Raw genomic sequence first — 23,771 nt, forward strand, 5'->3', positions numbered from 1 at the left:
TCAGGGAGCCGTGCCCACCGCCGCTTCTTCGGAGGCGGGGAGATCCGCCGCCACCCCTTCGAGCTTGTGAATGAGATTCGTCAGCGACCGCCGCTCCCTCATCAGCCGCTCGATCCCAGGCAAGTCTTCTTGATAAAAACAGTCCAGGGCCTCTCGGGAAATCGCCTGCTCCCGTTCCCGAAGCAGCGCCAATTGATCGCGAATCATACGAACGGTCTGTGTCACCAACTCTTCCGTCGCTCCACCGCTCATCGTCGTCCCCTCCCCTTGCGCCATCTCCGTGCCGACCGCCACTTCATTCCGGCTCCCCATAGTTTCCGGCCAATCGGTCAACACCCATTCTCCGGAATCCAATCTGGCGAAGCGCGGATCCCCATCCAGATCCACCCTGGACATCAGTTCCCCACGGCTGCGCCGGGTGACCGATTGCAAATGGCGCAGTATATCGCCGAATTTCATCGGGTGCCCCGCCTGGCGAAGAAACTGCAGCGCCAAATCCCCCAGCTCCGACCCGCCGTTCTTTCGCAATCGCCAGGCGCCGTCTTCATACTCAAAGGCCCCCGCTGCCGTGGTTAAAGCCGCTTGCAATCGGGCCTGCAAATCTTCGTCGGACAACTCACTTCGCCCCAGCGCCTTGACCGCCGCAGCCAGTTCACTCATCGTCAGAGGATGTCCGGCCAGAAAGAGGGCCCGCTTGAGGCTGCCCTCAATGCTGTAGCGATACGAAAGGGCCGCCTTGTCCGCCATCGTTCTTCCCCCTTCCCGCTGGTGACTAGTTCGACATGAATCGCCAAAATCCTGTCGACCGCCGAGGGAATCCTGTGTCTTGCATTTCGGAATGAACTCGTGTACAAATAGAACGTGCCAAAGCCGGGTCCGGAGGATGGAAACCATGCGTATTTACGCGATCGGCGATCTTCACCTTTCTTCACACACCCCCAAGCCCATGACGATTTTCGGGGAAGCCTGGGCAGAACACCCCGACCGCACCCGTCAGGCCTGGATGAGGTCCGTTGGTCCCCGGGACTGGGTTTTGATCCCTGGGGATATCAGTTGGGGGATGCGCCTGCCCGAGGCCCTGCCGGACCTCTTGTGGATCTCCCGGCTGCCTGGTCGAAAAGTGCTTTTGAGAGGCAACCACGACTACTGGTGGCCGAGCATCTCCCGGCTCCGGGAGGCACTGCCTCCCGATATGTACGCCATTCAGAACGACAGCCTCATCCTCGGGGACAACATCGCCGTCTGCGGCACACGTGGCTGGACATGTCCGGGAAGCCGGGATTTTTCCGAACACGACGGGCGGATCTTTCAGCGGGAGATCGCCCGGCTGGAACTCTCCCTCCGTTCGGCGCCATCAGGCAGTCGGCTGTGGGTGATGACCCATTACCCTCCTGTCAATGAACACCATGAGCCCAACGACCTGATTGACCTCATGGGCGACTACGGTGTTGATAAATGTATCTACGGACACCTTCACGGCCCCGGGCAGCGCACCGCCCTCATCGGCAAAAAGTTTGGGATCGATTTTCACCTGGTGTCATGGGATTATTTGAGGGGCATTCCCCTCCAGCTGTACCCGGAACCCTGACCACCACAAAAAAAGGGCGCCTTGAGGCGCCCCCCGCCGATCTGTCCTTACCGATGGCCGATCAGGCGGAAAACCTCTTCCCGGAGCTTTCCATCTTGCAGAAATACCCCGCGAACAGCGCTGGTCACCGTCTGGCTCCCAGGTTTATTGACACCGCGCATGGTCATGCACATATGTTCCGCTTCGAGCACCACCACCGCACCCCGAGCTTCCAATTTGTCCATAATTGCGTCGGCCACCGTCGAGGTGATCCTCTCTTGCAACTGAGGTCTGCGAGCCACCGTCTCCACCAATCTCGCCAGCTTACTCAACCCCGTGACTCTTCCTCCCCGGGGGAGATACGCCACATGGGCTTTGCCGAAAAAAGGGACCAAGTGGTGTTCACACATCGAATAGAACAAAATGTCCCGCACGAGGACCAATTCTTCATGTTCAATATTGAAAATTGCATTCAGTTCTTCCCGGGGATCCTGGTGCAAGCCCCGAAACACTTCCTGATACATCCGCGCCACCCGGGCCGGGGTGTCCTGTAACCCTTCCCGCTCAGGATCCTCCCCGATCGCTTCGAGAATCATGCGGACGGCCGTCTGAATCTTATCTACATCAAAATCCATGGATGTCGTTCCCTTCCCTTCTCCTACTCCCGCCACCCGCCCCCGGTCGTGAACCACTATAACATAAGAAACAGAAAAAATCCAAGCCGTCCAATTCCATGGACCGGCCTGGACTCTCCCGCGGCCCTGAGCGGGGAAGGGGCCATCGCCCCCACACCCCAATCCGGCCTATACTCGATCATTGGAGGACGGTGGATGTCTGGGGTGTCCCATTCTGATTTTCGCTCGGATTCGTAGGGTTTCCCCCGGAATCCCCGCCGCCGTTCTCGCCGGAATGCCCGCGATTCTTTTTGTCCTCTTTGGGAGGCTTTTCAGGCTTCCCGCCGTTTCCGGTGTCTGTCTGCGATCCACCCGGAGGCTGGACCGTTGCGGGAATCGAAACCGTCACGGCATTGGACCGGTTCACCTCGTTCCCCGATCCGTCCACCGCTGCCACGACGTATTGGTACTGGCCGCCTGGCGCCACCTGGTCATCCGTCCAAGACCCGCTTGTCACCGAAGCAACGAGGGCCTGGGGTCCCCCATTCTCTGTCCGGTACACCCGGTAGGATACATCGCCTTGGACGGGCGTCCAACGCAGATCCACCTTGCTGCCATTCGGGGACACCGTGGCCGCCAGGTCGGCGATCGCCTGGGAAGGCGGTGTTTGCTCCGGAGGCGGCGTTGGGGTGGATGTCCCTCCCAGGCCGGGGAAGGGTTTTGGCGGCAGGTGCTCGGTTTGAATAATCCTTGTCATCATCGACTGGAACACCGCCGCAGCCTTTCCACTCCCGTACTCACCCTGCTGACCGGGACTTAACGGGATATAGTTCATTCCGTCGGGAGGACCCATCCAGATTGCCCCGACATAATCCGGAGTGTAGCCCACAAACCATAGATCGGTGTTCTGCCCTTTAATGGGCGCGTATTCCTGGGTCCCCGTTTTCCCAGCCACGGCGTAGCCCGGAATTCGGGCGGCCGTCCCCAGACCGTGATCCACCACGCTCTTGAGCAAATCGGTCATCGTCGCGGCGGTGCGGGGCTGCATGACCTGGGTGGGCGCGTAATCGGGCTGCACCAGCACCCGGCCATTGCCGTCCACGATCTTCGTGATGGCATGGGCCTTGATGAATTGGCCCCCGTTGTCAAAGGCGGCATAGGCCTGGGCCATGATCAATGGCGAAGCCCCCTTGGACGTGGCCCCCAGAGCTACTGCCAAATGGTTATAATCGTCTGGAGTGACGGGTAGCCCGAGCTTCTTCGCGAAATCGAGGCCCGTTTTGATGCCAATTTGATCGAGCAGCCACACCGCCGGAGCATTCTCGGACTGCTCTAGGGCAGCGCGCAGGGTCATCGTGCCGCGGTACCGACCGTCCCAGTTGTGGGGCGTATAAGCCCCGGCACCCGATCCATACGTGATCAGCTGGTCTTTCAACAACGAGTTGGGGCCGTACCGCCCGGTTTCAATGGCCGGCCCGTAATCCACCAAGGGTTTAATCGTCGACCCTGGGCTCTGCCCGTTGCCTCCCGTCACCGTGAAGTTGTTCATGGTGGCGTAGTTGAACCCCCGGAAGGTCTTATACTGCATGCCTCCGATAATCCCGGCAATGCCTCCGGTTTTCGGGTCGAGAACGACGGCAGCACTCCGGGGGAGCTGACCACTTGGCAATTGGAACAAGGACGTTTTCTCGTAAGTCTGCTGCATCGCCTCTTGAACCTGCGGGTCCAGGGTGGTATAAATCCTGTACCCGCCCCTCATGATCTCGTCCGCACTAATGCCGAGATTCTCCGCTTCTTCCAGGACATAATCGAGGAACCACGGATACTTGTTGCTGTCATCCACCGGAAGCCCCGTTTTCGGCGGGGACGTAGGGACCGGTTGCTGTTTGGCGGCGTCCATCTGCTCTTGCGTAATATAGCCATTTTTGTACATGTTCTCCAGGACGATATCCCGACGTTCCTTGGCCGCCTGAGGATGCACAAAGGGATTGTAATAAGATGGCGCCTGGGGAAGACCGGCGATCAACGCACATTTTGCCAAGTCGCCGATAGGATCTTTTTGACCGTTTAAGTCTTTAACCGATACGCCAAAATACTGCCGAGCCGCCATCTCCACCCCGTAGGCCTGGCCGCCGAAATAAATTTTGTTGAGATACATTTCCAGGATTTCGTCTTTGGTGTAATGGCGCTCCAACTGAGCGGCGAGAATGATCTCTTCGATCTTGCGTGAAAACGTCTTCTGGTCGTTGAGGAAAACCCACCTGGCCAACTGTTGGGTGATGGTGCTCCCCCCTTCCACCTTGCCCCCCGACGCGATATCCCGGACCAATGCCCGGGCCATGCCCCGCAGGTCGATACCCGGGTGTTCGTAGAAGCGACTGTCTTCGGTGGCAATCACCGCATTCCTCAAATTGATCGGAATGTCTTGCAACGGAACTGGAATGGATTTACTCGGCCTGAGGGTGATGGCCGGTTGCCCATATTTGTCATAAATAATCGTTTCTTGGGCGGGATCCAGTTTGCTGGCATCAAAGGCCGGCACCGTAAGCGTACACCCGACCGCGGCGAACACAAAGCCCGCCAGAATCACAAACAAAAGGATGTACGCCTTGAATCGTTTTCCCATTCACCCACCACCTCTCCTGCATTCTACTTGACCGCCGGCCAATTGACGAGCCGCTCCCGTTCCCGTAACTAGAATTGAGGGCAAGAAGGTCGCCCGCTGAACTCGCCCAGCGCCAAAGGTCGGCCCTTAAGCCCTCATATGGTTGAATAAGGTTAGAATTCGTTCCTTAGCTCTGTCGCCCATCGGAATAATCCCCTTCACAGCCGGGACAACCCGCCGCCGGCACAATAAAAAACCTCGAGGATATACTCCTCGAGGCCGTATCCGCGTTGAAATCGATCCTGCTTCACTAGGAGATTTCCGCGTTACACTTTGACGACGTTCGCGGCTTGTGGACCACGAGCGCCTTCCACAATGTCAAACTCCACTAACTGTCCTTCTTCGAGGCTTTTAAAGCCATCCTGCTGGATCGCGGAAAAGTGGACGAACACGTCGCCTCCGTCCTCCCGTTCGATGAACCCGTAGCCCTTCTCCGCGTTAAACCATTTAACCCTTCCTTGCATCGGAAACCTCCTAGAAATCCATTTGGCCATTCAGCCGTTTTTATCATACTGCTTTCTGAACCCAGAGTCAAACGAAAACGTTTGTCCTGCGAAAAAATTCTCAGGGGCCCTCCTCGGGCCCCTTTTGTTCCCACTCATTCTGTGGCGATGTCTTGGTCGGTCTGCTGACGGCTTGGCTTGATCATGACAAAGTGGTTTTCACTGTGGTCAAGCAGCCGGCGCACCGTATCCGCCTCTTCATATTGCTTCGTCCGCACGAGCTCCCGGAGGTACAGATGCAGCAGTTCTTCGACATCCCGCTTCCCCGCCGGATCTAAGGGCTGCATCGACACCTTGGCGCCTTTGGCAATCCGCCGTTTCAACGCTTCTTCGGTCAGTCCCATCTCCGGCTGTACCCGCAAGTACACGACGCCCCCGGTCATGCCCGAGCAAATCCACGGCCCTGGGTCGCCGAGAACCAGCGCCCGGCCATTCGTCATATACTCAAAGGCAAACCCTTTCAGGTTCGCCCGGGCGCCAATGAGACCCAGGGAATCGTTCACAGGGTCCCGGAGCATGCCTCCGATGATCACGTCAGCCCCTGAAAGGCGAATCCCGGCCCGGGAATCGGCATCTCCCTGGACGATGAACAAGCCCTTTTGAGCCCCGTAGGCCAACCCCTTACCCACAGACCCGTCGAGGCGCTCGCCTCGGCGGTTCAGCCCTTTCATCACGACAATCTTACCGCCCACAGCGGTTTTTCCCACCCCGTCCTGGGCGCCGCCTTCCACTCGAATGTGGACACCCGGGGCATTATATGCACCGAGGCCGTTTCCAGCGATCGATCCGCCGTTGAAATCGAGATTCGCTTTTTTGAAGCGCTTCATCTCACCCCGGAATCGGCCCCGGGTTACCGAACCCGCCAAGAAACTGCCCAACACCCGATCGTGGGCCGTAACCTGATCCACCTGCTGGACCACCGTCTCGCTCCCCGCCGCCACCTCCAATGTCGCCTGGGCTGCAATCCGCTCGGTCAATGAATCGACGCCAACGCTGCTCAGGCGAATTTTGGGAGCGCTGGACAGGGCCACCTTCCGGGTGCTCACAACGGTGGGCACCAAGAGCTCTGTCACATCCACCCGATCCAACTCCCGAATCTGCTCTAGAAGGTCCGTTCTTCCAACCAGATCCTGGGTCCGCCGCGCCCCCAGCCGGGCCGTCCATTCCTGAACCTCTCGTCCCATGGCGCGGAACAGGGTCACCAAGTTCGCCACCGCGGTGTCGAACTCCCGGGGCACGAACATCTTCAGCCCCTTTTCCTTCGCCTCTTCTGTCGATTCGATCTGGGTGGCGATCCCGACGTGGCAGGTGTCTTTGTGGCAGGCCCGGCAACTCGTGCACCCCACCGCCACCATGGCCAGGGTTGCAAAACCGCAGCGATTCGCTCCGAGCAGGATCATTTTCACCACATCGAGACCGCTTTTCAGACCACCGTCCGCCCAGATCTCCACCTGATCCCGCAACCCCGCCTCAGTCAGCGCCACATGGGCGTGGCGGACGCCGATCTCCACCGGCAAACCCACATGCTTAAGGGCGTGGGCCCTGGCGGCACCCGTCCCGCCGTCATATCCGCTCAGGGTGATAATGTCGGCGCCCGCTTTGGCGATGCCCACAGCAATGGTGCCGATGTTGGGCACCACGGGCACCTTGACCGACACCCGGGCGTTCGGATTGGCCGTTTTCAACTCATCGATCATCTGGGCCAAATCCTCGATCGAATAAATGTCGTGGTTATTCGAAGGAGAGATCAAATCGATTCCCGGTTGCGCATTTCGCGCCGCCGCCACCTTCGCCGAGACCTTGGAGCCGGGCAGGTGACCGCCTTCCCCCGGCTTAGCCCCCTGACCGATCTTGATTTCAAGGATGTTGGCCGCATTGCACAACTCGATGTTCACTCCGAAGCGCCCTGACGCCACTTGCAGCCCCCGGTGTTTCGGGTACTTGCCAATCATGTCTTTGATCTCGCCGCCCTCACCGTTCATAGCGACCATATCGAGCTGTTTCGCCGCTTCAGCATAAGCCCGGTACGCTGTCTCATTCTGAGACCCGAAGGACATGGAAGAGATGAGAAAGGGCAGGCTGTGTTCCCCTACCGACAGGTCTACCTCGTCCGGGTCAACACCGCTCGCTTCGGATTCTTTCAAATCCATGACGTGCCGCAGGGAAATGGGGTGGCTACGCTCCATCTCCTCCAGCTTTTCCACGTATTCCCGGTACGGTCTCACCCCTTGGGCCGCATCCCCTGCTGCTTTCCAAATCCGGGGATAATAATTGTACTGGCGAACCGGCCGCGGGGCTCCCTCCCCGTTTGCAATCTCGTACCGTCGACGAGCCTCGGCTTCGAATTCCCGCCATCCGAATCCCGCCGTTTCAGAACCGCAAAATCCAGGCGTCTCTAAAACGGGGTGCAGTTCCGGTTTCAGCCCAATGGAAGAAAATAGCCGGTCATAGCCCCGCAGCTCGTGAATGCCGAGGGTGGAAATGACTTTCTCCAAGCCCTTCTGAAGCGCCGCGTACAGATTGCCAACGGACACCGCAGGATCTCCACCTGCGAGTTCCCACATGAGATACGGGTTCAGAGCATCCGCCCCAAGCCCGATGGCGGTTACGAGATCATGAAGGTTTCTCAGGGCACCCGAGCGCAAGACGACGCTGACCCGCCGCCGGAGATTGTCCGCCCCAGCCTTTGGTGCCCGGTTTTTCAAAGCGGTGTGAACCGCCGATACCGCTAGATGCGGGTCGATCCACTGCCGGCCGTCCCTGAAGGCCCGGTCGTCATCGATCACCAAGAGGCAACCGCCCGCCTCGACGGCATCGGCCGCTTCCCGGCCCAAGTGAGCCACCGCTTCCTTCAGCGTTTCGTCTTCCGCAAAGGTGGCGTCCAACACATAAACCGCTTCGGGTGAAACGTCGAATTCCCGCAACAGGTCTTCGAAGAGGTAAGTCCCCAGTTGGTGCGCCAGCCCCCGGTACTCTTCAGCCGGTAACACCGATCGGGTTCGATGACCTCCGAGAAGAAGCGGCGTCTGGAGTTCCACCCGGCGCCCTGCCCTGGCCACGCCGCCAGCCAACGACGGCCTGGGGCCCAATACCGTCCGGGTGGAGAAGTGTTCGATCTCCCGTTCTCGGTCGATGGCGGGATTCGTCACCACCGCCACCGTTTCTTTGTAGAAATCAGCCAGGTTTTGGCGTTCCCGGGACAAAGCGGCGAGTGGCCCGTCATAGCCCAGGGAGCGGATTGGTTCCGCCCCGGTGTGAGCCTCGAACTCAAGCAACTTGAGATCGTCCGCATCCCAACCGAAAGCAGCCACCAACCGATCCCGGAGCTCCGGCCGATCGGGAACATTTCGCAGACCCTCAGACACCCCGGTATCCAGGGCCACCCCCGGCATGCCGAACTGGAGCGATCCCCGGAAGTGATCGAAAGCGAATCGCTTTTTCGCCCGTTCCAAAACCACCCTTTGATATTCGTGGTAGGGATGGATCTTCAGACCCTTGCCCCGAAGAAGCTGCACGCCGATCTTCTCACCGGGTGCCAGGGGTTTGGGATCGGCGACCATATCCGCCAACTCCACAATTCCCTGTTCAGAGGAGAAAAACAAGGCGCTTTCCGTTTGCAACATCCACAAAGGGCGAAGCCCCAAGGCATCTACGCTGAAGACGCATTCGTCTCCGTAACGAGAAACGATCCCGGCCGGCCCTTGGGCAAAGGGTCCCCAAGCCGAACGGAAAAACATGTATAAATCCTGCAAATCGGGTGAAAAATTCTTAATTTCATTGATGATCGGCGGGAACACCAATTCCATCGCTTCATACAGTGTCAAACCGAACCGATGGATCAACCCTTCCAGGGTTCGGTTCAAATCCTGGGAGTCACTCCCCTCCCGAACCAAGGGAATCCCCAACATCTCAGCCTCTTCTCGAAGCTTCGCGATGGTGTTGATTTCCCCGTTGTGACCCAGCAATGAAAACGGCTGAACCCGTTCGAACACCGTGGATGTATTGGTAGAATACCGGTTATGTCCAATGCTCACAGCGGATCGCAGATCCCGGCTCGCCAAATCCGGATAATAATCCGGCAGGGAACCGGCTGACCCGCGGACTTTGTACACCACCGTCTCGGTGCTCAGGGACACCACGTGCACCGGAGTCTGGGCTTCAATGGCCAGTTGCAGCTCAAACAAAACCCGTCCAGCCTCTTTGGCATCCTCCAACAGACCGGCCACCTGCCAAAAGACCGGTTCATCCGCCCGGCCCCGGGGCCCCAAGGCCCTGGAATTCACATTCCCTTCTTCCTCGATGAGAATCTCCAAGCGGTGCTCCCCGAACAATCCCCGAACCTTGGCCTTCCAAGTCTCCCGCGACTCCCCCGACTCCCGGGGGAGGAAAAAATGCCCCACAGCAAACCTGGGATCCTCAGCGAGCGAGCCGGGATGGCCATGATGGGCGAGTTTCTTCGACCATAACTTTCGAGGAAGATCCATCAGAATCCCGCACCCGTCTCCCTCCCCGTCAACGAACCCCGCCCGATGCTGCATCTGAATCAGAGCCTTAATGACGCTCTGAACATTCTCGTTGGAGGGAACACCGTTTCTTTGCACGGCGGCGACGATTCCGCACGCATCGTGTTCCGAGCCCTCCCACATACCCAGCTCGTTCTGCATTCGGTCCACCCCCTGCAAAATCCGCTCCACCGACCGCCCCGGGCCCTTTGATGTCCTCTACGGAACGACCCGGCGAGCATCCCTCATGAAACCAGGGAACCTGTCCGCCGGGTCTTTTATCCCTTCGGTGTGGCCCTAAGGCCTGCACCGCTCGGTCCTGTCCACTTACTCTGGCCGGATCCCTAGGTGCACTTCCGCTGTCGCATTATACTATACTACATTGACTCGTGAAACACAACACATAGTTCACCATATGGCATAGTGCGAAAAAAAGCCATAAACCCGACATCTTGGAAAGGGGATCGCCTTTCATGGGGGCACCGCATTCTTCGAACCGCGTACCACCGAGGGACCGGAGGAGATACAGGATTGAATTGGAACCCATTGTGTACAGTCCAATCTGTTATAGCCCACGCTGAGGCATGCGGCGGAACAGCGCGCAAAAGCCGCTGCCCGCCTATTCGGGTAAGCCGAGGCGCATCTCTCTCAGGGCTTTGCGCACCACATCCACCGCGATAGCAAAGCCGATTCCCTGGGAACTCTGGCTCACCGCCGTGTTGATCCCGACCACATTCCCCCGCAGATTGATCAGAGGTCCTCCGCTGTTGCCCCGGTTGATCGCCGCATCCGTTTGAATCAGATGGGGATATTTGCGATCTCCGATCGCCATCGGCCGTTCCTTGGCACTAATCACTCCCACGGTGACGGTGTGGTCCAAACCGAGGGGATTGCCGATGGCCACCACCCATTCACCAACTCGCAGATCCCTCTTTTTGGCCAGATGTAGAATTGGAAGTCCAGGAGGTTTAGGCACTCGGAGGACCGCCAGATCCAATTCATAGTGAGCTCCGACCACCTTGGCCTCCACCACCCGGGTGCGCCCCAAAAGCCGCACTAAGATTCGAGAGGCACCGTGGATAACGTGTTCGTTCGTGAGAATCAGCCCCCGCCGGTCGAAAAAAAAGCCGGAACCGATATTGAGCTGATGCAGTTCCCGCTCTTCTCCTCCGTCATCGAACTGGGGCAAAGGCCATCCCGGAATCCGAGATGCCGCAGACCGAGGAATGTCTTGCACCACCTCGATATTGACCACCGCCCCCTTGTATCGCTCGACAACATCCGCGATGCGATACACCGATCGGCCGGGCGCTTTGGGCCTTGTCTTCATACCCGTCCCCCCTCGCATCCCATGGGGATGGCGTCTTATAGAATATGACGGGGGAAGAAGCCGGGTGAACCCAAAGGAAAAAGGCCGGGAACGACGTGCGCCCGGCGCTTAAAAAACTGGGAGGTCTCACGATTGGCTGGACGAGGTGTCACTTGCCCCACTCTTTAGAGCCATGGCCGCAGCTGTTCCCGGGATTGGATCCCGGCGGAAGAATGGCTGCATGCCCCGCTCTAACTTCAGGTATAGATCTCGGGCGTTGCGTCCGTGAACAATCGCGTTGTTTCGCAGGACAAAGGGCACGTCGGTACACAGCCCGCAGACGTCGAGGCAGTCCGAGACTTCGATTTTGAGGTCGGGGTACTTCTCCTGCAAGGCCCGCAGAACATCTCCGGATTTCTCAAGATTTTTTTTACAGAATTTCAAGGATAACGAATTCATGCCACTCAATGCGCATCCCCCTTTCCCCCGGCCCACTCACCGGGACCTTCCGTGAATCCTCCCCCCACTGAAGTAGTAGGCATCCATCCATAGGCACGGGAGAAGCTTCGGCATCCGGCAGCGGGGCTGCCACCGAGGCTTTCCTGACCCCTTAGGCTGGACGGGTTCCTGGATTCCCGGACACCTGCCGGGAACGTCGTCCCGCAGGCGACCCCTCCCTTTCGGGAGTAGCAGGCTTTCGCAACATGGTTAGGCGGTTTTCTGGCGCAACCGCTTTTCCTCCCGGATGAACCAGGCCATGCCGATGTTGATGGCGGCATTCACGTGGCTGTTGTGAACGGGGCCGCAGTTCCTGCACGCCAAGATGTTGCCGGCCCTTAAAGTATCCAGCGAGCCGCACAGCGAACACCGGGTGCTGGTGTCCTTCGGAGAAACGAGGGCAACCAGTACACCCCGCGCTTTCGCTTTGTACGCGGTGTATTTCATCACCCTTCGGTGCAACCAATAACCGACCCTCTGCCGCATCCTGGCCGAACCGTGCTTGTTCCTGTCCGGCCTGAAGTGCTTCAAGTTCTCGAACACAATGACCCGTGCGCCCCACTCCACAGCAAGGTCAACCAGGCGTTTGCTCAGGTGGTGGGCGTAATTGTCGTTTGCCGCGTGAACCTTGCGCCAGAGCTTTTTGCAGGGCCGGTGACCCTTCGAGACAATTCCCAGGCCGCTCACGTTCCGGGCAATGAGCCCCAGCAGGTGGTGGACATCCGTCGTGTTACACGCCGTCAGGCCGATGTGCCTGACTTTGTGAACCGTACCGTCCTTCCCCACCAAGGCGCACACCGCCCGGTTCTTGCGGCCCAGGTTCAGGTCCACGGCCAGCACCTTCGGGTTCTTGGACCGGTAGTAGTCGGTGAACTTCATTACGTTGGACTTTTTCTCGAAAGCGGTCACCAGGTGGAAGATACCCTCTCTTTCATAAACGGTGGGCACCGTCATCTCCCACGAATCATCCAGATGGAGCTTCCTTGAATGACGGGTGGGTTCCACTTCCACGGTGATGAACCGCCAGTCGCTCCCGGTTTTCCTGTTCATGCGCGACTCTGTCCGGACCGTCAGTTTTTCCAGCTCCCTCGTTCCGGAATTCCTGTCCCACCCGGGCAGCTTGTCGAGGTTGTCGTGAATCACGTCCAGGTAAAAGCCCAAAACTGCCCGATAGATTTCTTCCGTCCGCCGGATCATCTCCGGAGTGCCGGTGATAAATCTCCCAATACGCTGTTTGGTCGAAATGATATTTTTGAGCACGGGCATTTTCTTCACCTTCTACGGTTTTATTGTACCATAGAAGGAGTTACAAACAAACGTTTTCAAAGCATTTGGCCGCCTTGACTCCCCATTAAAATGGGGGGATGCGGCGGCTAGTTTCTCAACCCACTGCGGTGTCCATCGCCGCCAGAGCCTGTTCCGCCCGTTCCTCCACAATGAGAGCCAGCCGGGGATCATAGCCCAGATGCCCTCCGAGGCCAATCTGGATCCCCGGATGTCGGCGTCCAGCTTCCTCAATGATCCGGGGGAGATCGCGAAGGACGTGCTTCCCCAGGTGGAGAAAATACGGTACAATCACCACTCGGCCGGCCCCCTGGTTGATGCAGCGTTCTATCCCTTCCGGAATGGAAGGCGGGGTGATCTCCAAGAAAGCCGCTTCCACGATGTCCCATCGACCCGATCGCTTCAAATCGTCCATCACCCGGTACATATCTTCAGCGGCCGTCTGAAGCTGACTGCCGTGTCCAATTAATAGCACCGCGGTTCCCGCCACATTCGTCGCCCCCTTTCTCCACGAAACGCAGCCTTATCGGGGGTCAAACCCCGCCGCCCCGAAGGGCTTCGGGGAGGCCTGTACCCCTTCGAACACAAAGAGCCAACCGCGCTCCGCCCGGTAAATTCGCATTTTTACATGCTCATCCAGCATCAGCAGATGAAAAAGATTCATATCCGATTTTATATAAGGGCTGAGATGTTCATCGTGGAAACGCATGGCCAACACCCGGCCGCGTTCACGCTCGGGAACTTCCACGCCTGCCCACCCCTCGATCTCGCCCTCGCGAATGGGCGGCAGCAACCGAGAAACCCGGGACTTTAACGTCTCGTACAGATCCTTTGCGGCCCGGGCCTTGCGACTTCCCTGGGTGATCATCACGTACATAACCGCGTACACTCCTTCATCGCCTGAAAAAAGCGTTGGCCCAAGGCCGAGAAGTCGGACTCGCCGGTTGTCATGCGTTTGCCAGCCGATTCACCGTTTCGGCCAACAAGCGGACGCCGAACCCCGTCGCCCCGGCGGGCAGGTAACCCTTCGTTTTGGACGTATCCATGGGGCCGGCCATGTCGATATGCGCCCAAGCGACCCCTGTCGGGACAAAACGTTTTAAAAACAAGGCGGCCGTGATCGCACCCGCGTATGGCCCCTCGCTGATATTTTTGAGATCGGCATAATCGCTGTCCAGCATGGACTCATACTCTTCCACCAGGGGCATGGGCCAAACCCGATCCCCCACCCGTTCCCCGACCTCCTGCAGCAGACTTCGAAGCCCGTCATCACCGAACACACCGGCGATCTTGGGCCCCAGGGCTGCAGCACACGCACCGGTTAGGGTGGCGATATCGATGACCGTGCGCGCCCCGCGCTTTCCCGCCAGAATCAGCCCATCCGCGAGAATCAGACGTCCTTCTGCATCAGTGTTGGCGACCTGAACGGTGGTCCCGTTCGCGTAACGAATAATGTCCCCGGGCAACATCGAATGCGCCCCGGGAACGTTCTCTGCAGCCGGTACCAATCCCACCACATGCACCGGCAGACGCAGCTTGGCGATCACGTCCAAGGCCCCAATGACCGCGGCTGCACCCGCCATGTCCATCCGCATGTCGCTGATGTCCCGCTGGGTCTTCAAACTGATGCCACCGGAGTCAAAGGTCATGCCTTTGCCGACCAGGGCAATCAGCGGTTTGGACGAATCCCCGGTATAGCGCATTTCGATGAGGCGGGGACCATAGCGGCTACCCTTCCCCACGGCCGCCAGACCTTGAAGGTCCATCCGCTCCAATTCCACGCCCCCGTACACCGAGACTTCCAATGGACTACCTGAAAAGTGCTCTTGTACTCGGGAGGCGAGCAGATCGGGCCTCAGCTGATTGGCCGGCTCATTGGCCAAATCCCGCGCCAGGCACGTCCCCGCTGCATCCGCTTCACCCCGGCGAATCCCTGCAAGAAGTGATTCGGACTCGCGAGTTCCCCGAAGCACGTCTACTCTCCGCAACCTTTGCGCCTGCGGGTTCGACCGATAGCGATCAAACCGGTAGGTGCCGAGGACAAGGCCTTCAACCACAGCCCGGCCCAACGCATCGGCGGGAAGCGGAACCTCTGGGAGGTGTACCGCTACCTCCTCCCATCCTTCTTTCACCGCCATCCGGCCGGCTTCCCCCATGGCCTGCCGAATATGTTCCGGCTGAACTTCCGCTTCAGGACCGATACCCGCCGTCAACCATAGCCGGCCCCCGTCCCCATCGCGAAAAAAGGTCGTCACTGTGCCTTTTTTGGCATGTCGTTCGCTCACGGGCAGACCCAGAGGTGAACCCGCCGCGAACTCCGGGGTCAGGAGTACAATATGGCAACCCAAAGGGGAATCGGTCTCTACTCTCCACTCCACCGGGCACTCCTCCATTCCTTCCCTGGCGTGCGGGTCGTGCCGCCTTCAGCCTCCATTATACCGAACTGCAGCAGGGCCGACCAAATGGCTTTGAGAAGGATAAGCCAATCACCGGGATTTGACATCTTTGTGAACCCGCATTGCATACTTTTCTGATCCGGTGGTAAGATGACGGAGGAAGAGAGTCGGACAGAGGAGGATCCGCCATGTTTCGCTACTATTTTGGCATTGCCATTATGTGTGCGGTCTTCGCGATTTTTACGCTGTTTCTCGGAGAGCGGGCCCCGGAGGCTTTAGCCACCATCTTTATCGGTTTCGCCGGAGCTTTCGCCGCCATTGCCTTCATCACCTCCGGCCCGGAATCCCGCTGGTAACCCTCGCCCCGGTGTGCCGCCGGGGCCTAGGGTCTGCCCACCAGAATGGGCACCAGCACCTCCGCCCGGCGGTTGATGCGGACAAGTGGAATCCCTTTTCGATGCGCGGCCAAGGGGATCTGATTGATGGGGGAGACGTCGAGGCGGGTGCCGATGGCCACCAGCAGGTCCGCATCCCCCACCCAGTCCATCACCGTCGTGAAATGTCGCACCGGTTCCCCGACAAACACCATGTTCGGAGCGAGCAGGCCGTTGCAGCCCGGACAGCGCGGCACATCCTCCCGAAACGCCAGCCGCGCCTCCAAGAGAAGCCCACACTGCCGGCAGGCCAGTTCAAACAATCTTCCGTGAACTTCCACACAACCGCTCGACCCCGCTTTTCGGTGAAGACCGTCAACATTCAAGGTGACCACCCGTCCCCCCCACGCCGCCAGAGCCCGATGAGCCGGGTTCGGTTCAGCCCGCCCCCAATTCCATAACCAATCTCGGTAACAATCGAAAAATTCCTTCGGCCTTCCTTCAAATCTGCGCCGGGTAAACAAGGTGCGCAGGGGGATGCCGTTCCACCTCTGGCCCACCGTGGGCAACCCCGAAGCGACGCTGATTCCCGCTCCGGACAACACGAGGGGGCGCCGGGCGCTTTGCCACAATCGTCCCCAAGACTCAAGGTCTTGCCGGTCCTCTGTTGCAACCTGCTCATCCACCGCCACGCCGAGTCCCTCCTTGAGGATTCGTTTTCCCACCCCGGGCCCGTTCCATGCTCGCAAAAAAAACGGGGGTTGGGTCCCCCGCCTCGGCACTCGGTGTCCGAGCTTGTCAGCAGCAGCGCGTCGGGCTGCCGCTGTCGTATCGATCTTTGAGATACTGGGTGTAGAATTCTTGCCTGGACAGCGGAGGTTTCTCCGGGTGAACGCGCTGATGGCGCTCCAGATACGCCTCGTAGTCCGGCATGCCGAAAACTGTTTTCACATTCGTGCGCAGTTTACACAACCAGTCCTCCACCGAGGATTTCACCACTCATCGCCTCCTTCAACGCGCCCGCTCATCCCTTCGGTCGAGGAAAAAACCGGGACCCGCATCAACCCTGGGTGCTGGAAGGGACAAAGGGCGCCTCTTTTAATTCCGGTTTGCGCTTCTCGATCAACACTTGGTACCAAACTCGCAGTGCATCGAGGAGTACGCCCACCACAACGATGATGAATATCGCAGTCATAATCGCGTCCACCCGGTCGTTAAACAGCATTTTGTTCATGTCGGCCATGGATTTCGCGGGTGCAATCAGTTTCCCGGCCGCTATGCCGTCGGCGATCACCTGGGCGTGGGCCAGAAATCCGACCGCTGGCTTGGGGTCAAACAGTTTCTGCCACCCCGCCGTCAGGGTGACCGCCAAGAGCCACACCAGAGGCAGGATTGTAATCCAACTGTACCTCGCCTTGCCCATCTTGATCAACACCGTCGTGGCAACGACGAGGGCGATGCCGGCCAACATCTGGTTCGAGATCCCGAATAGGGGCCACAACGTGTTGATGCCTCCCAACGGATCCGTCACGCCCTGGTAGAGGAAATAGCCCCACCCCAAAGCGATCACGGCGCTGGCAAATACATTGGCGCCAAAAGACTCCGTCCGCCCAAGGGGTTTCCAGACATTGCCCAGCAAATCCTGGAGCATAAATCGCCCGACCCGGGTTCCAGCGTCAATCGTGGTCAGGATAAATACCGCCTCAAACAGGATGGCAAAGTGGTACCAGAATGCTTTGAATCCACCCATAAACTTTGAAAAGATGTCCGCCATGCCCACCGCCAGCGTCGGAGCGCCACCGGTGCGGGACAAGATGGTGTGCTCGCCCACGTCTTTGGCCCACTGGGTGATGGTGGCGGCATCCACGGTAAATCCCCACTGGCTGATCTTCGCCGCGGCGGTGACGGCGTCCGTCCCAATAACCGCAGCCGGCGAGTTCATCGCAAAATAGACCCCCGGGTGGAGCGAGGTCGCCGCCACCATGGCCATGATGGCCACAAAGGACTCCATCAACATCCCACCGTAACCGATCATCCGGGCCTGGGACTCTTTTTGAATCATCTTCGGCGTCGTTCCCGAAGAAACCAAGGAATGGAATCCGGACACCGCGCCGCAAGCGATGGTGATAAACAGGAATGGGAACAAGTTCCCGCTGAACACCGGACCCGTCCCGTCCACGAACTGGGTGAGCTTTGGCATGTGGATCGGCGGCAGCACAATGAGAATACCGATGGCGAGAAGAACGATCGTTCCGATCTTCAAAAATGAACTGAGATAGTCCCGGGGCGCCAGCAGCAGCCAAACCGGCAAGATGGACGCAATAAATCCATACAAGATCATCCACTTCGCCAAAGCAGTACCGCTGAGGGTAAAAATGCCCGACCAGAAGGGGTCTGCCGCCACGTACTGCCCGGCCCACAGAGCCAACATCAACAGGACAATGCCGATGATGCTGCCTTCCAGCACCCGGCCCGGCCGGATGAATCGCATATAGATCCCCATGAGCAGCGCGATGGGAATGGTCATCGCGATGGTAAAGGTTCCCCACGGCGAACCTTTCAGGGCATTGACCACGACCAATGCCAGCACGGCAATCAAAATGATCATGATGGCGAGGACGCCGATGGAAGCGAGAATACCGCCAAAGGGGCCGATCTCATCCCGGGCAATCTGCCCCAAAGACCTGCCGTCCCGGCGCATCGAAGCGAACAGGATGACAAAATCCTGAACAGCTCCGGCCAGCACGACTCCGATGATGATCCACAAGGTCCCCGGGAGGTACCCCATCTGTGCGGCGAGAATCGGTCCCACCAAGGGGCCGGCTCCGGCAATCGCCGCGAAATGGTGACCCAGGAGTACCCATTTGTTGGTGGGCACGTAGTCTTTCCCGTCGTTGTGAACTTCCGCCGGCGTCGCCCGGCGATCGTCCAGTTCAAAAGCTTTGCGCGCCATGAATTTACTATAAAAACGGTAGGCAACGGCGTAGGTGGCCACTGCGGCGATGATCAGCCACGCCGCGCTGATCGTCTCCCCGTTGCTGATTGCCAATACGGCAAAAGCCGCAGCGCCCACAACGGAGATGAGCGTCCACAACAGAATGGAACCCAGCTTTTTCAAACTCGATCCCCCTTTTGAAATGATTCATTATTTTTTTATATATTTCTGACGAGGAACCCCGCCCCCCCTCCTTCATTGTACACGATCCCATTCAAGATTTCATCAAGATTTTTCAACGCCCGAGATCCTTGACAGGTTGGCCGACCCAGTGCTACAGTTACGACAACGAAGGCATCATTTTATTTGGCGAAGGAAAAGCGATGAGGGAGACCCGACAGACAAAGGGCGGTACAGAGAGCCGGTGGATGGGTGCAAACCGGACCGCATGTCTGGCCGGCAGCGCTCCCGAGTGCCCGCGTGAAGCGCCGACCAGCGGCGTGGGTAGCGGGGCCGGCTGACTCCCGTTAGTGAGTCGGGTGACATGGTCACCAGCGAGGGCGATGCTGCGAGGCATCGCTGAAAAAGGGTGGTACCGCGAAAGAGGACCTTTCGCCCCTTGCGCCGCACGCGCAGAGGGTGGAGGGTTTTTTTGTTTGACTCCGCCCGACTCGCCAAGGGAATCATCGCACGCCGCGGCGTGCAACAAGAACATCCGGGAGGTGCCCTACCGTGTTCAAGATTCTTGTCAGCGATGCAATTTCCGAAGAGGGGCTCAAAAAACTGATGGACGCCCCCGATGTGCAAGTGGACATTCGCCCGGGGCTGCCCCCGGAAGAACTCAAGGCGCTGATCGGCGAATATGACGCCCTTTTGGTCCGGAGCCAGACCAAAGTCACCGCCGACCTGTTGGCCGGCGCCCGCAATCTCAAGGCTGTGGGCCGGGCCGGAGTGGGGGTGGACAACATCGACATTGAGGCGGCCACCCGCCGGGGGATCATCGTCGTCAACGCCCCGGACGGGAACACGATTTCTACAGCGGAACACACCTTTGCCATGCTGATGGCCCTGGCGCGAAACATCCCTCAGGCCTACGCATCAATCCAATCGGGCAAGTGGGACCGGAAGTCTTTTGTCGGCGTAGAGCTCAGGGGGAAGACCCTGGGGATCGTTGGCCTCGGCCGCATCGGCACCGAAGTGGCCAAGCGGGCCATGGCCTTCGGAATGACGGTGCTGGCCTACGACCCGTTCCTCACCAGGGAGAGGGCCGATCAACTGGGCGTCGAATCGGTCTCGGTGGACGACATCTGCCGCCGGGCGGATTTTATCACCGTCCACACCCCCCTCACCAAAGAAACGCGGCACATGATCTCCGGGCCGCAGTTCGCCTTGATGAAAAAGGGCGTTCGCATCCTCAACTGCGCCCGGGGCGGGATCATCGATGAGAAGGCGCTGCTCGCCGCCTTAGAAGACGGAACCGTGGGGGGGGCCGCCCTGGACGTTTTCGAAGAAGAGCCGCCGAAAGACAATCCGCTTCTGGCGTCAAACCGAGTCATTGCCACCCCTCACCTGGGAGCTTCTACGGTGGAAGCCCAGATCAACGTGGCCATCGACGTCGGCGAAGAAATTTTGAATATCCTGCACGACCGGCCTTTTAAGAACGCGGTGAATCTCCCATCCCTCCCCGCCGAAGTGATGCGGGCCGTTCAACCTTACCTGGCCCTAGGGGAAAAACTGGGCCAATTGATCAGCCAGATCGCCGCGGGTCGCCTTTACGCCATCGAAGTCACCTACGGCGGCGCGGTGGCAGAACGGGAGGTCGCCCCGGTGTCCCGGACGATCCTAAAAGGAATTCTCAGCTATCATCACGGGGACGAAGTCAATTACGTGAACGCCCCCTTTATCGCGGAAACGTTGGGCATCAAGGTGACGGAGACCAAAACCGGCCGGCATAAAGTGTTCAACGACTGGATTTCTGTCCAGCTCACCACAGACGAAGGCACTCACAGTGCCGCCGGGACCTTATTTAACGGCCTCGGGCCGCGGATCGTCCAAATCGACGGCTATTCCGTGGACGTAGCGCCCCAGGGAACCCTGCTCATCACCCGGCATATCGACCAACCGGGCATCATCGGCCAAGTCGGCAGCCTTCTCGGCGCCGCCGGCGTCAATATTGCCGCCATGCAGGTCGGACGCAAGGAACTCGGCGGGCAGGCGGTGATGGTCCTCGCCGTGGACAAACCGGTGGATGCGGAGACCCTGGCGAACATCGGCCAAGTCCCGGGTATTCTGGCGGTGCGGGACGTGTCATTGTGATGCCTTCCATCACCCGTAATTAAAATGCCCCGCCGAATGCGGGGCATTTTTAGGTGCCGGGCCACCTCATCGGCCCACCATGCCTTCCACTGGACTGCTGGCGCTCGCGTACCGTTTCTTCGCCACTCGACCGGCCAGATACCCCTTCCGACCGGCTTCCACCGCCAGGCGCATCGCTTCGGCCATCAGGACCGGGTCCTTGGCCCCGGAGACGGCGGTGTTCAACAAAATCCCATCCGCCCCGAGCTCCATCGCCAGGGCCACGTCCGCGGGGGAACCGATTCCGGCGTCCACGATCACCGGGACCTTTGCCTCCTCCACGATGTAGCTCAAGTGATACGGATTCAAAATCCCCAACCCCGTTCCAATCGGGGCCGCGCCGGGCATCACCGCCGCCGCCCCCACTTCCTCCAAGCGCTTGGCCAAGATTGGGTCGTCCGATATATAGGGCAGGACGATAAACCCCTCTTTCACCAGCACTTCGGTCGCCTTAAGGGTCTCCACGGGATCCGGGAGCAGGGTCTTGGGGTTGCCCACCACCTCCACCTTGATCATGTCGCACAGCCCCGACGCCTTCGCAAGCCGGGCAATCCGCACCGCTTCTTCGGCGTCCGAGGCCCCGGCGGTGTTGGGCAGCAGGGTGAACCGCTGGAGGTCGAGCCGTTCCAAAAAATTGGGTTCATCCGGGCGATCCAGATTCAATCGCCGCACCGCGAAAGTCAGGACTTCAGCCCCCGAAACCTCCACCGCGCGACTTTGTACATCTAAGTCTGAAAATTTTCCCGTCCCCAAAAACAACCGGGAGCGAAAGGTCCGCCCTCCGATGATTAACTCGTCATTCTCCACCTGCGTCTCCATGCCGGCCTCTCCTTTCTCTCTTTTAACCCCCACCCACAAAATGAACGATTTCCATGTGATCGCCGTCTCGCACCGCCTGGATATCGTACTGTTCCCGGGGGATGATCTCTCGGTTGAGCTCGACCACCACCATGCGGTCAGCGAGGTGAAAATGATGCAGCACTTCGGCGACCGTTTTCACGCCGGGGACCTCTTTCCACTGCCCGTTGACATGCAATTTCATCCTCTCCCCTCCCTCCTTTGTCGGCCCCTGAGGATGGCCTGCACAAACGCTTTGGCCCTTTCCAGAATATCCTCCGTGTCGACAAGCCCCCGGATGACCGCTAAACCATCCGCCCCGGCCGCCGCCAGCTCCTCGGCATCCTCCAGTCGAATGCCGCCGATGGCGATGATAGGAAGGTCCACCGCCTGCCGGATCCGGCGCAACCCGGCGATCCCTACCACCGGCTTGGTGTCCGTTTTCGTGGTCGTCGCCCGCATCGGACCAACCCCGATATAATTCGCCCCCTGAATCGCCGCCTCCCGGGCCTCCTCCACATTATGAGTGGAGACTCCGATGATGCGGCCCTCCCCCAGAATCTCCCGAGCCGCTCGGATCGGCAAATCCCCCTGGCCGAGGTGGACCCCATCCGCGTCCAGGGCCATGGCCACATCCACCCGGTCATTGACGATCAACAGGGCGCCTGCTGCCCGGGTCATCCGCCTGAGCACCCGTCCAGCCTCCAGCAACTCCCGAGTGTTCAGATCTTTTTCCCGCAGCTGAATACAGGTCACTCCGCCGGCCAACCAATCCCCTGCCACTTCTTCCAAGGACCGGCCGCGGTAAAATCGCCGATCGGTGATCGCATACAGGCCGTGGATCTGTTTCACCATCGCTCTCCCCTCACCCGCCCCATCGAATACCGCCATCCTGCGGGAATGTGCCCGTCCATCCGGGTCCCGGGGATTCAAAACTGCCGTTGTTGATGTATAGAACTGGGCCATTCCGGTTATGCTGATAACAGAGCCGAGGCGTGCAAACCTCAGCTTCTCCTCTCTCTCTTTTCTTGGGGCGGCCGGTGGATCCGGACGCCTCCTTTTTTTTCCAAGTTCGGGTTTTGTCCCCGTTTCTCGCCTTCAGAGTTCCGCCGCGCCCAAAAGTCGCCGGTGTTCGATCTTCATGCACCGGTCCATGACCACCGTTAAACCCGCTTCCTGAGCCCGCTTCGCCGCCTGCTCATTGACGACTCCAAGCTGCATCCACAGCACTTTTGCGCCGACCTGCACCGCTTGGCCCACCAGTTCATCCACCTCTTCACCCCGGCGGAATACATCCACAATATCCACCGGGCCCTCCACCTCCCGGAGGGAGGGATGGGCTTTCCGTCCCAAACTCCGGTCGATTCGCGGATTGACGGGAATGATCTCATAGCCTTGGGACTGCAGATAGGACGCGACCTCATAACTCGGCCGATCGGGGTTATCGGACAGTCCCACCACCGCCACGGTCTTCGAGGTTTTCAACAACTCCGCCAATTCTTGGTCCGTCGGATTCTGAAACACCGGCCACCCCTCCCAAGAGGATCAATTGTTGGTCTCCGATCTGCCCGGGACGGAGGGTTTCGTGGGGAGGAATTTCACGCCAAAACGCCCCTGGGGTGTACGAAAAACGGCGACATAATCCGGGTAGTTCCGATCGCCGCGCCACCCCTCTTCTCGCAGGCGGGCTGCATAACAACCCGCCTGAAACTCGCTGTCGAACAATCTTGCACAATAGATCCACCCCATGGCGTCCTCCAACCCATCGTCCACATTTCGCAGTTTATCGCGTCACGGCAGCCCGCGTTCCCTTTCAGTATATCCCAGTCTGCGGTGACAACCAAGCATGCGGCAACGTTGGATTTTTGACAAGGCCTGTATAATTTACCCCGCGCTCCGGCACACTAGGCCCGAGGTGAACCGGAATGCCTT

At 59.1% G+C, this 23,771-nt stretch carries 21 protein-coding genes; 3 read left to right on the plus strand and 18 right to left on the minus strand.

The annotated features are described in order from the left end of the window. Complete coding sequence (locus tag BTUS_RS08945; RefSeq protein WP_013075774.1) at nucleotides 1-747, minus strand: hypothetical protein; 747 nt, start codon at nucleotides 745-747, stop codon at nucleotides 1-3. 145 nt (nucleotides 748-892) lie between these two features. Between BTUS_RS08945 and BTUS_RS08950 the strand changes: the two genes are divergently transcribed. Then, nucleotides 893-1,588: a metallophosphoesterase gene (locus BTUS_RS08950; protein WP_013075775.1), complete on the plus strand. Its 696-nt coding sequence runs from the start codon at nucleotides 893-895 to the stop codon at nucleotides 1,586-1,588. Between the two features lie 47 nt (nucleotides 1,589-1,635). On the opposite strand, the gene folE is transcribed toward BTUS_RS08950, so the two are convergent. From folE to BTUS_RS09000, 10 genes are all read right to left on the minus strand, one after another. Continuing rightward, a complete protein-coding gene (folE, locus tag BTUS_RS08955) occupies nucleotides 1,636-2,202 on the minus strand; it encodes a GTP cyclohydrolase I FolE (protein ID WP_041304014.1) in 567 nt (188 codons plus the stop codon). A 178-nt stretch (nucleotides 2,203-2,380) separates the two neighbouring features. Then, entirely contained in the window at nucleotides 2,381-4,807 is a 2,427-nt protein-coding gene (locus tag BTUS_RS08960; RefSeq protein WP_013075777.1) for a transglycosylase domain-containing protein, read from the minus strand. Between the two features lie 305 nt (nucleotides 4,808-5,112). Next, complete coding sequence (locus BTUS_RS08965) at nucleotides 5,113-5,310, minus strand: cold shock domain-containing protein (protein ID WP_013075778.1); 198 nt, start codon at nucleotides 5,308-5,310, stop codon at nucleotides 5,113-5,115. 134 nt (nucleotides 5,311-5,444) lie between these two features. Beyond that, a complete protein-coding gene (locus tag BTUS_RS08970) occupies nucleotides 5,445-10,013 on the minus strand; it encodes a glutamate synthase-related protein (RefSeq protein ID WP_013075779.1) in 4,569 nt (1,522 codons plus the stop codon). Nucleotides 10,014-10,470: 457 nt separating this feature from the next. Beyond that, the gene (locus BTUS_RS08975; protein ID WP_123809268.1) at nucleotides 10,471-11,181 is read right to left on the minus strand and encodes a S1C family serine protease; all 711 of its coding nucleotides are present in this window, start codon (nucleotides 11,179-11,181) and stop codon (nucleotides 10,471-10,473) included. Between the two features lie 126 nt (nucleotides 11,182-11,307). Further along, entirely contained in the window at nucleotides 11,308-11,619 is a 312-nt protein-coding gene (locus BTUS_RS08980) for a DUF1450 domain-containing protein (protein WP_013075781.1), read from the minus strand. A 249-nt stretch (nucleotides 11,620-11,868) separates the two neighbouring features. Then, complete coding sequence (locus tag BTUS_RS08985) at nucleotides 11,869-12,924, minus strand: zinc ribbon domain-containing protein (protein ID WP_013075783.1); 1,056 nt, start codon at nucleotides 12,922-12,924, stop codon at nucleotides 11,869-11,871. 115 nt (nucleotides 12,925-13,039) lie between these two features. Then, entirely contained in the window at nucleotides 13,040-13,432 is a 393-nt protein-coding gene (locus BTUS_RS08990; RefSeq protein WP_013075784.1) for a sirohydrochlorin chelatase, read from the minus strand. Nucleotides 13,433-13,465: 33 nt separating this feature from the next. Then, entirely contained in the window at nucleotides 13,466-13,819 is a 354-nt protein-coding gene (locus BTUS_RS08995) for a hypothetical protein (RefSeq protein WP_013075785.1), read from the minus strand. 70 nt (nucleotides 13,820-13,889) lie between these two features. Next, nucleotides 13,890-15,320: a leucyl aminopeptidase gene (locus BTUS_RS09000; RefSeq protein WP_013075786.1), complete on the minus strand. Its 1,431-nt coding sequence runs from the start codon at nucleotides 15,318-15,320 to the stop codon at nucleotides 13,890-13,892. Nucleotides 15,321-15,526: 206 nt separating this feature from the next. Between BTUS_RS09000 and BTUS_RS18400 the strand changes: the two genes are divergently transcribed. Beyond that, a complete protein-coding gene (locus BTUS_RS18400) occupies nucleotides 15,527-15,694 on the plus strand; it encodes a hypothetical protein (RefSeq protein WP_013075787.1) in 168 nt (55 codons plus the stop codon). A gap of 26 nt (nucleotides 15,695-15,720) precedes the next feature. On the opposite strand, the gene BTUS_RS09005 is transcribed toward BTUS_RS18400, so the two are convergent. The 3 genes from BTUS_RS09005 to BTUS_RS09015 all read right to left on the minus strand — a co-directional run bounded on the left by BTUS_RS09005 (nucleotide 15,721) and on the right by BTUS_RS09015 (nucleotide 18,830). Then, entirely contained in the window at nucleotides 15,721-16,404 is a 684-nt protein-coding gene (locus BTUS_RS09005; protein ID WP_013075788.1) for an SIR2 family NAD-dependent protein deacylase, read from the minus strand. A 106-nt stretch (nucleotides 16,405-16,510) separates the two neighbouring features. Further along, the gene (locus BTUS_RS09010) at nucleotides 16,511-16,708 is read right to left on the minus strand and encodes a YbdD/YjiX family protein (RefSeq protein WP_245543288.1); all 198 of its coding nucleotides are present in this window, start codon (nucleotides 16,706-16,708) and stop codon (nucleotides 16,511-16,513) included. Between the two features lie 64 nt (nucleotides 16,709-16,772). Then, on the minus strand, nucleotides 16,773-18,830 hold the full coding sequence (locus BTUS_RS09015; protein WP_013075790.1) for a carbon starvation CstA family protein: 2,058 nt from the start codon (nucleotides 18,828-18,830) through the stop codon (nucleotides 16,773-16,775). Between the two features lie 549 nt (nucleotides 18,831-19,379). Here BTUS_RS09015 and serA point away from each other — a divergent pair. Next, nucleotides 19,380-20,963, plus strand: coding sequence for a phosphoglycerate dehydrogenase (gene serA, locus BTUS_RS09020; protein WP_013075791.1), 1,584 nt, complete (start codon nucleotides 19,380-19,382; stop codon nucleotides 20,961-20,963). Nucleotides 20,964-21,029: 66 nt separating this feature from the next. On the opposite strand, the gene BTUS_RS09025 is transcribed toward serA, so the two are convergent. The 4 genes from BTUS_RS09025 to BTUS_RS09040 form a co-directional block, all read right to left on the minus strand. Continuing rightward, complete coding sequence (locus tag BTUS_RS09025; RefSeq protein ID WP_013075792.1) at nucleotides 21,030-21,821, minus strand: thiazole synthase; 792 nt, start codon at nucleotides 21,819-21,821, stop codon at nucleotides 21,030-21,032. A 22-nt stretch (nucleotides 21,822-21,843) separates the two neighbouring features. Next, a complete protein-coding gene (gene thiS, locus BTUS_RS09030; protein WP_013075793.1) occupies nucleotides 21,844-22,044 on the minus strand; it encodes a sulfur carrier protein ThiS in 201 nt (66 codons plus the stop codon). Continuing rightward, a complete protein-coding gene (gene thiE / locus BTUS_RS09035; RefSeq protein ID WP_013075794.1) occupies nucleotides 22,041-22,694 on the minus strand; it encodes a thiamine phosphate synthase in 654 nt (217 codons plus the stop codon). The genes thiS and thiE overlap by 4 nt, the downstream gene beginning before the upstream one ends. Nucleotides 22,695-22,937: 243 nt before the next feature. Next, nucleotides 22,938-23,363, minus strand: coding sequence for a CoA-binding protein (locus tag BTUS_RS09040; protein WP_013075795.1), 426 nt, complete (start codon nucleotides 23,361-23,363; stop codon nucleotides 22,938-22,940). Nucleotides 23,364-23,771 lie beyond the last annotated feature (408 nt).

Source organism: Kyrpidia tusciae DSM 2912 (assembly GCF_000092905.1).
In the GTDB taxonomy this organism is placed as follows: domain Bacteria; phylum Bacillota; class Bacilli; order Kyrpidiales; family Kyrpidiaceae; genus Kyrpidia; species Kyrpidia tusciae.

Coding starts and splice junctions, on each gene's coding strand:
- BTUS_RS08995 (WP_013075785.1), bottom strand. CDS start 13,819: ATGTACGTGATGATCACCCAGGGAAGTCGCAAGGCCCGGGCCGCAAAG.
- BTUS_RS08965 (WP_013075778.1), bottom strand. CDS start 5,310: ATGCAAGGAAGGGTTAAATGGTTTAACGCGGAGAAGGGCTACGGGTTC.
- thiE (WP_013075794.1), bottom strand. CDS start 22,694: ATGGTGAAACAGATCCACGGCCTGTATGCGATCACCGATCGGCGATTT.
- thiS (WP_013075793.1), bottom strand. CDS start 22,044: ATGAAATTGCATGTCAACGGGCAGTGGAAAGAGGTCCCCGGCGTGAAA.
- BTUS_RS08945 (WP_013075774.1), bottom strand. CDS start 747: ATGGCGGACAAGGCGGCCCTTTCGTATCGCTACAGCATTGAGGGCAGC.
- BTUS_RS08975 (WP_123809268.1), bottom strand. CDS start 11,181: ATGAAGACAAGGCCCAAAGCGCCCGGCCGATCGGTGTATCGCATCGCG.
- BTUS_RS08950 (WP_013075775.1), top strand. CDS start 893: ATGCGTATTTACGCGATCGGCGATCTTCACCTTTCTTCACACACCCCC.
- BTUS_RS08960 (WP_013075777.1), bottom strand. CDS start 4,807: ATGGGAAAACGATTCAAGGCGTACATCCTTTTGTTTGTGATTCTGGCG.
- BTUS_RS08970 (WP_013075779.1), bottom strand. CDS start 10,013: ATGCAGAACGAGCTGGGTATGTGGGAGGGCTCGGAACACGATGCGTGC.
- BTUS_RS08985 (WP_013075783.1), bottom strand. CDS start 12,924: ATGCCCGTGCTCAAAAATATCATTTCGACCAAACAGCGTATTGGGAGA.
- BTUS_RS08980 (WP_013075781.1), bottom strand. CDS start 11,619: ATGAATTCGTTATCCTTGAAATTCTGTAAAAAAAATCTTGAGAAATCC.
- BTUS_RS09025 (WP_013075792.1), bottom strand. CDS start 21,821: ATGGAGACGCAGGTGGAGAATGACGAGTTAATCATCGGAGGGCGGACC.
- BTUS_RS18400 (WP_013075787.1), top strand. CDS start 15,527: ATGTTTCGCTACTATTTTGGCATTGCCATTATGTGTGCGGTCTTCGCG.
- folE (WP_041304014.1), bottom strand. CDS start 2,202: ATGGATTTTGATGTAGATAAGATTCAGACGGCCGTCCGCATGATTCTC.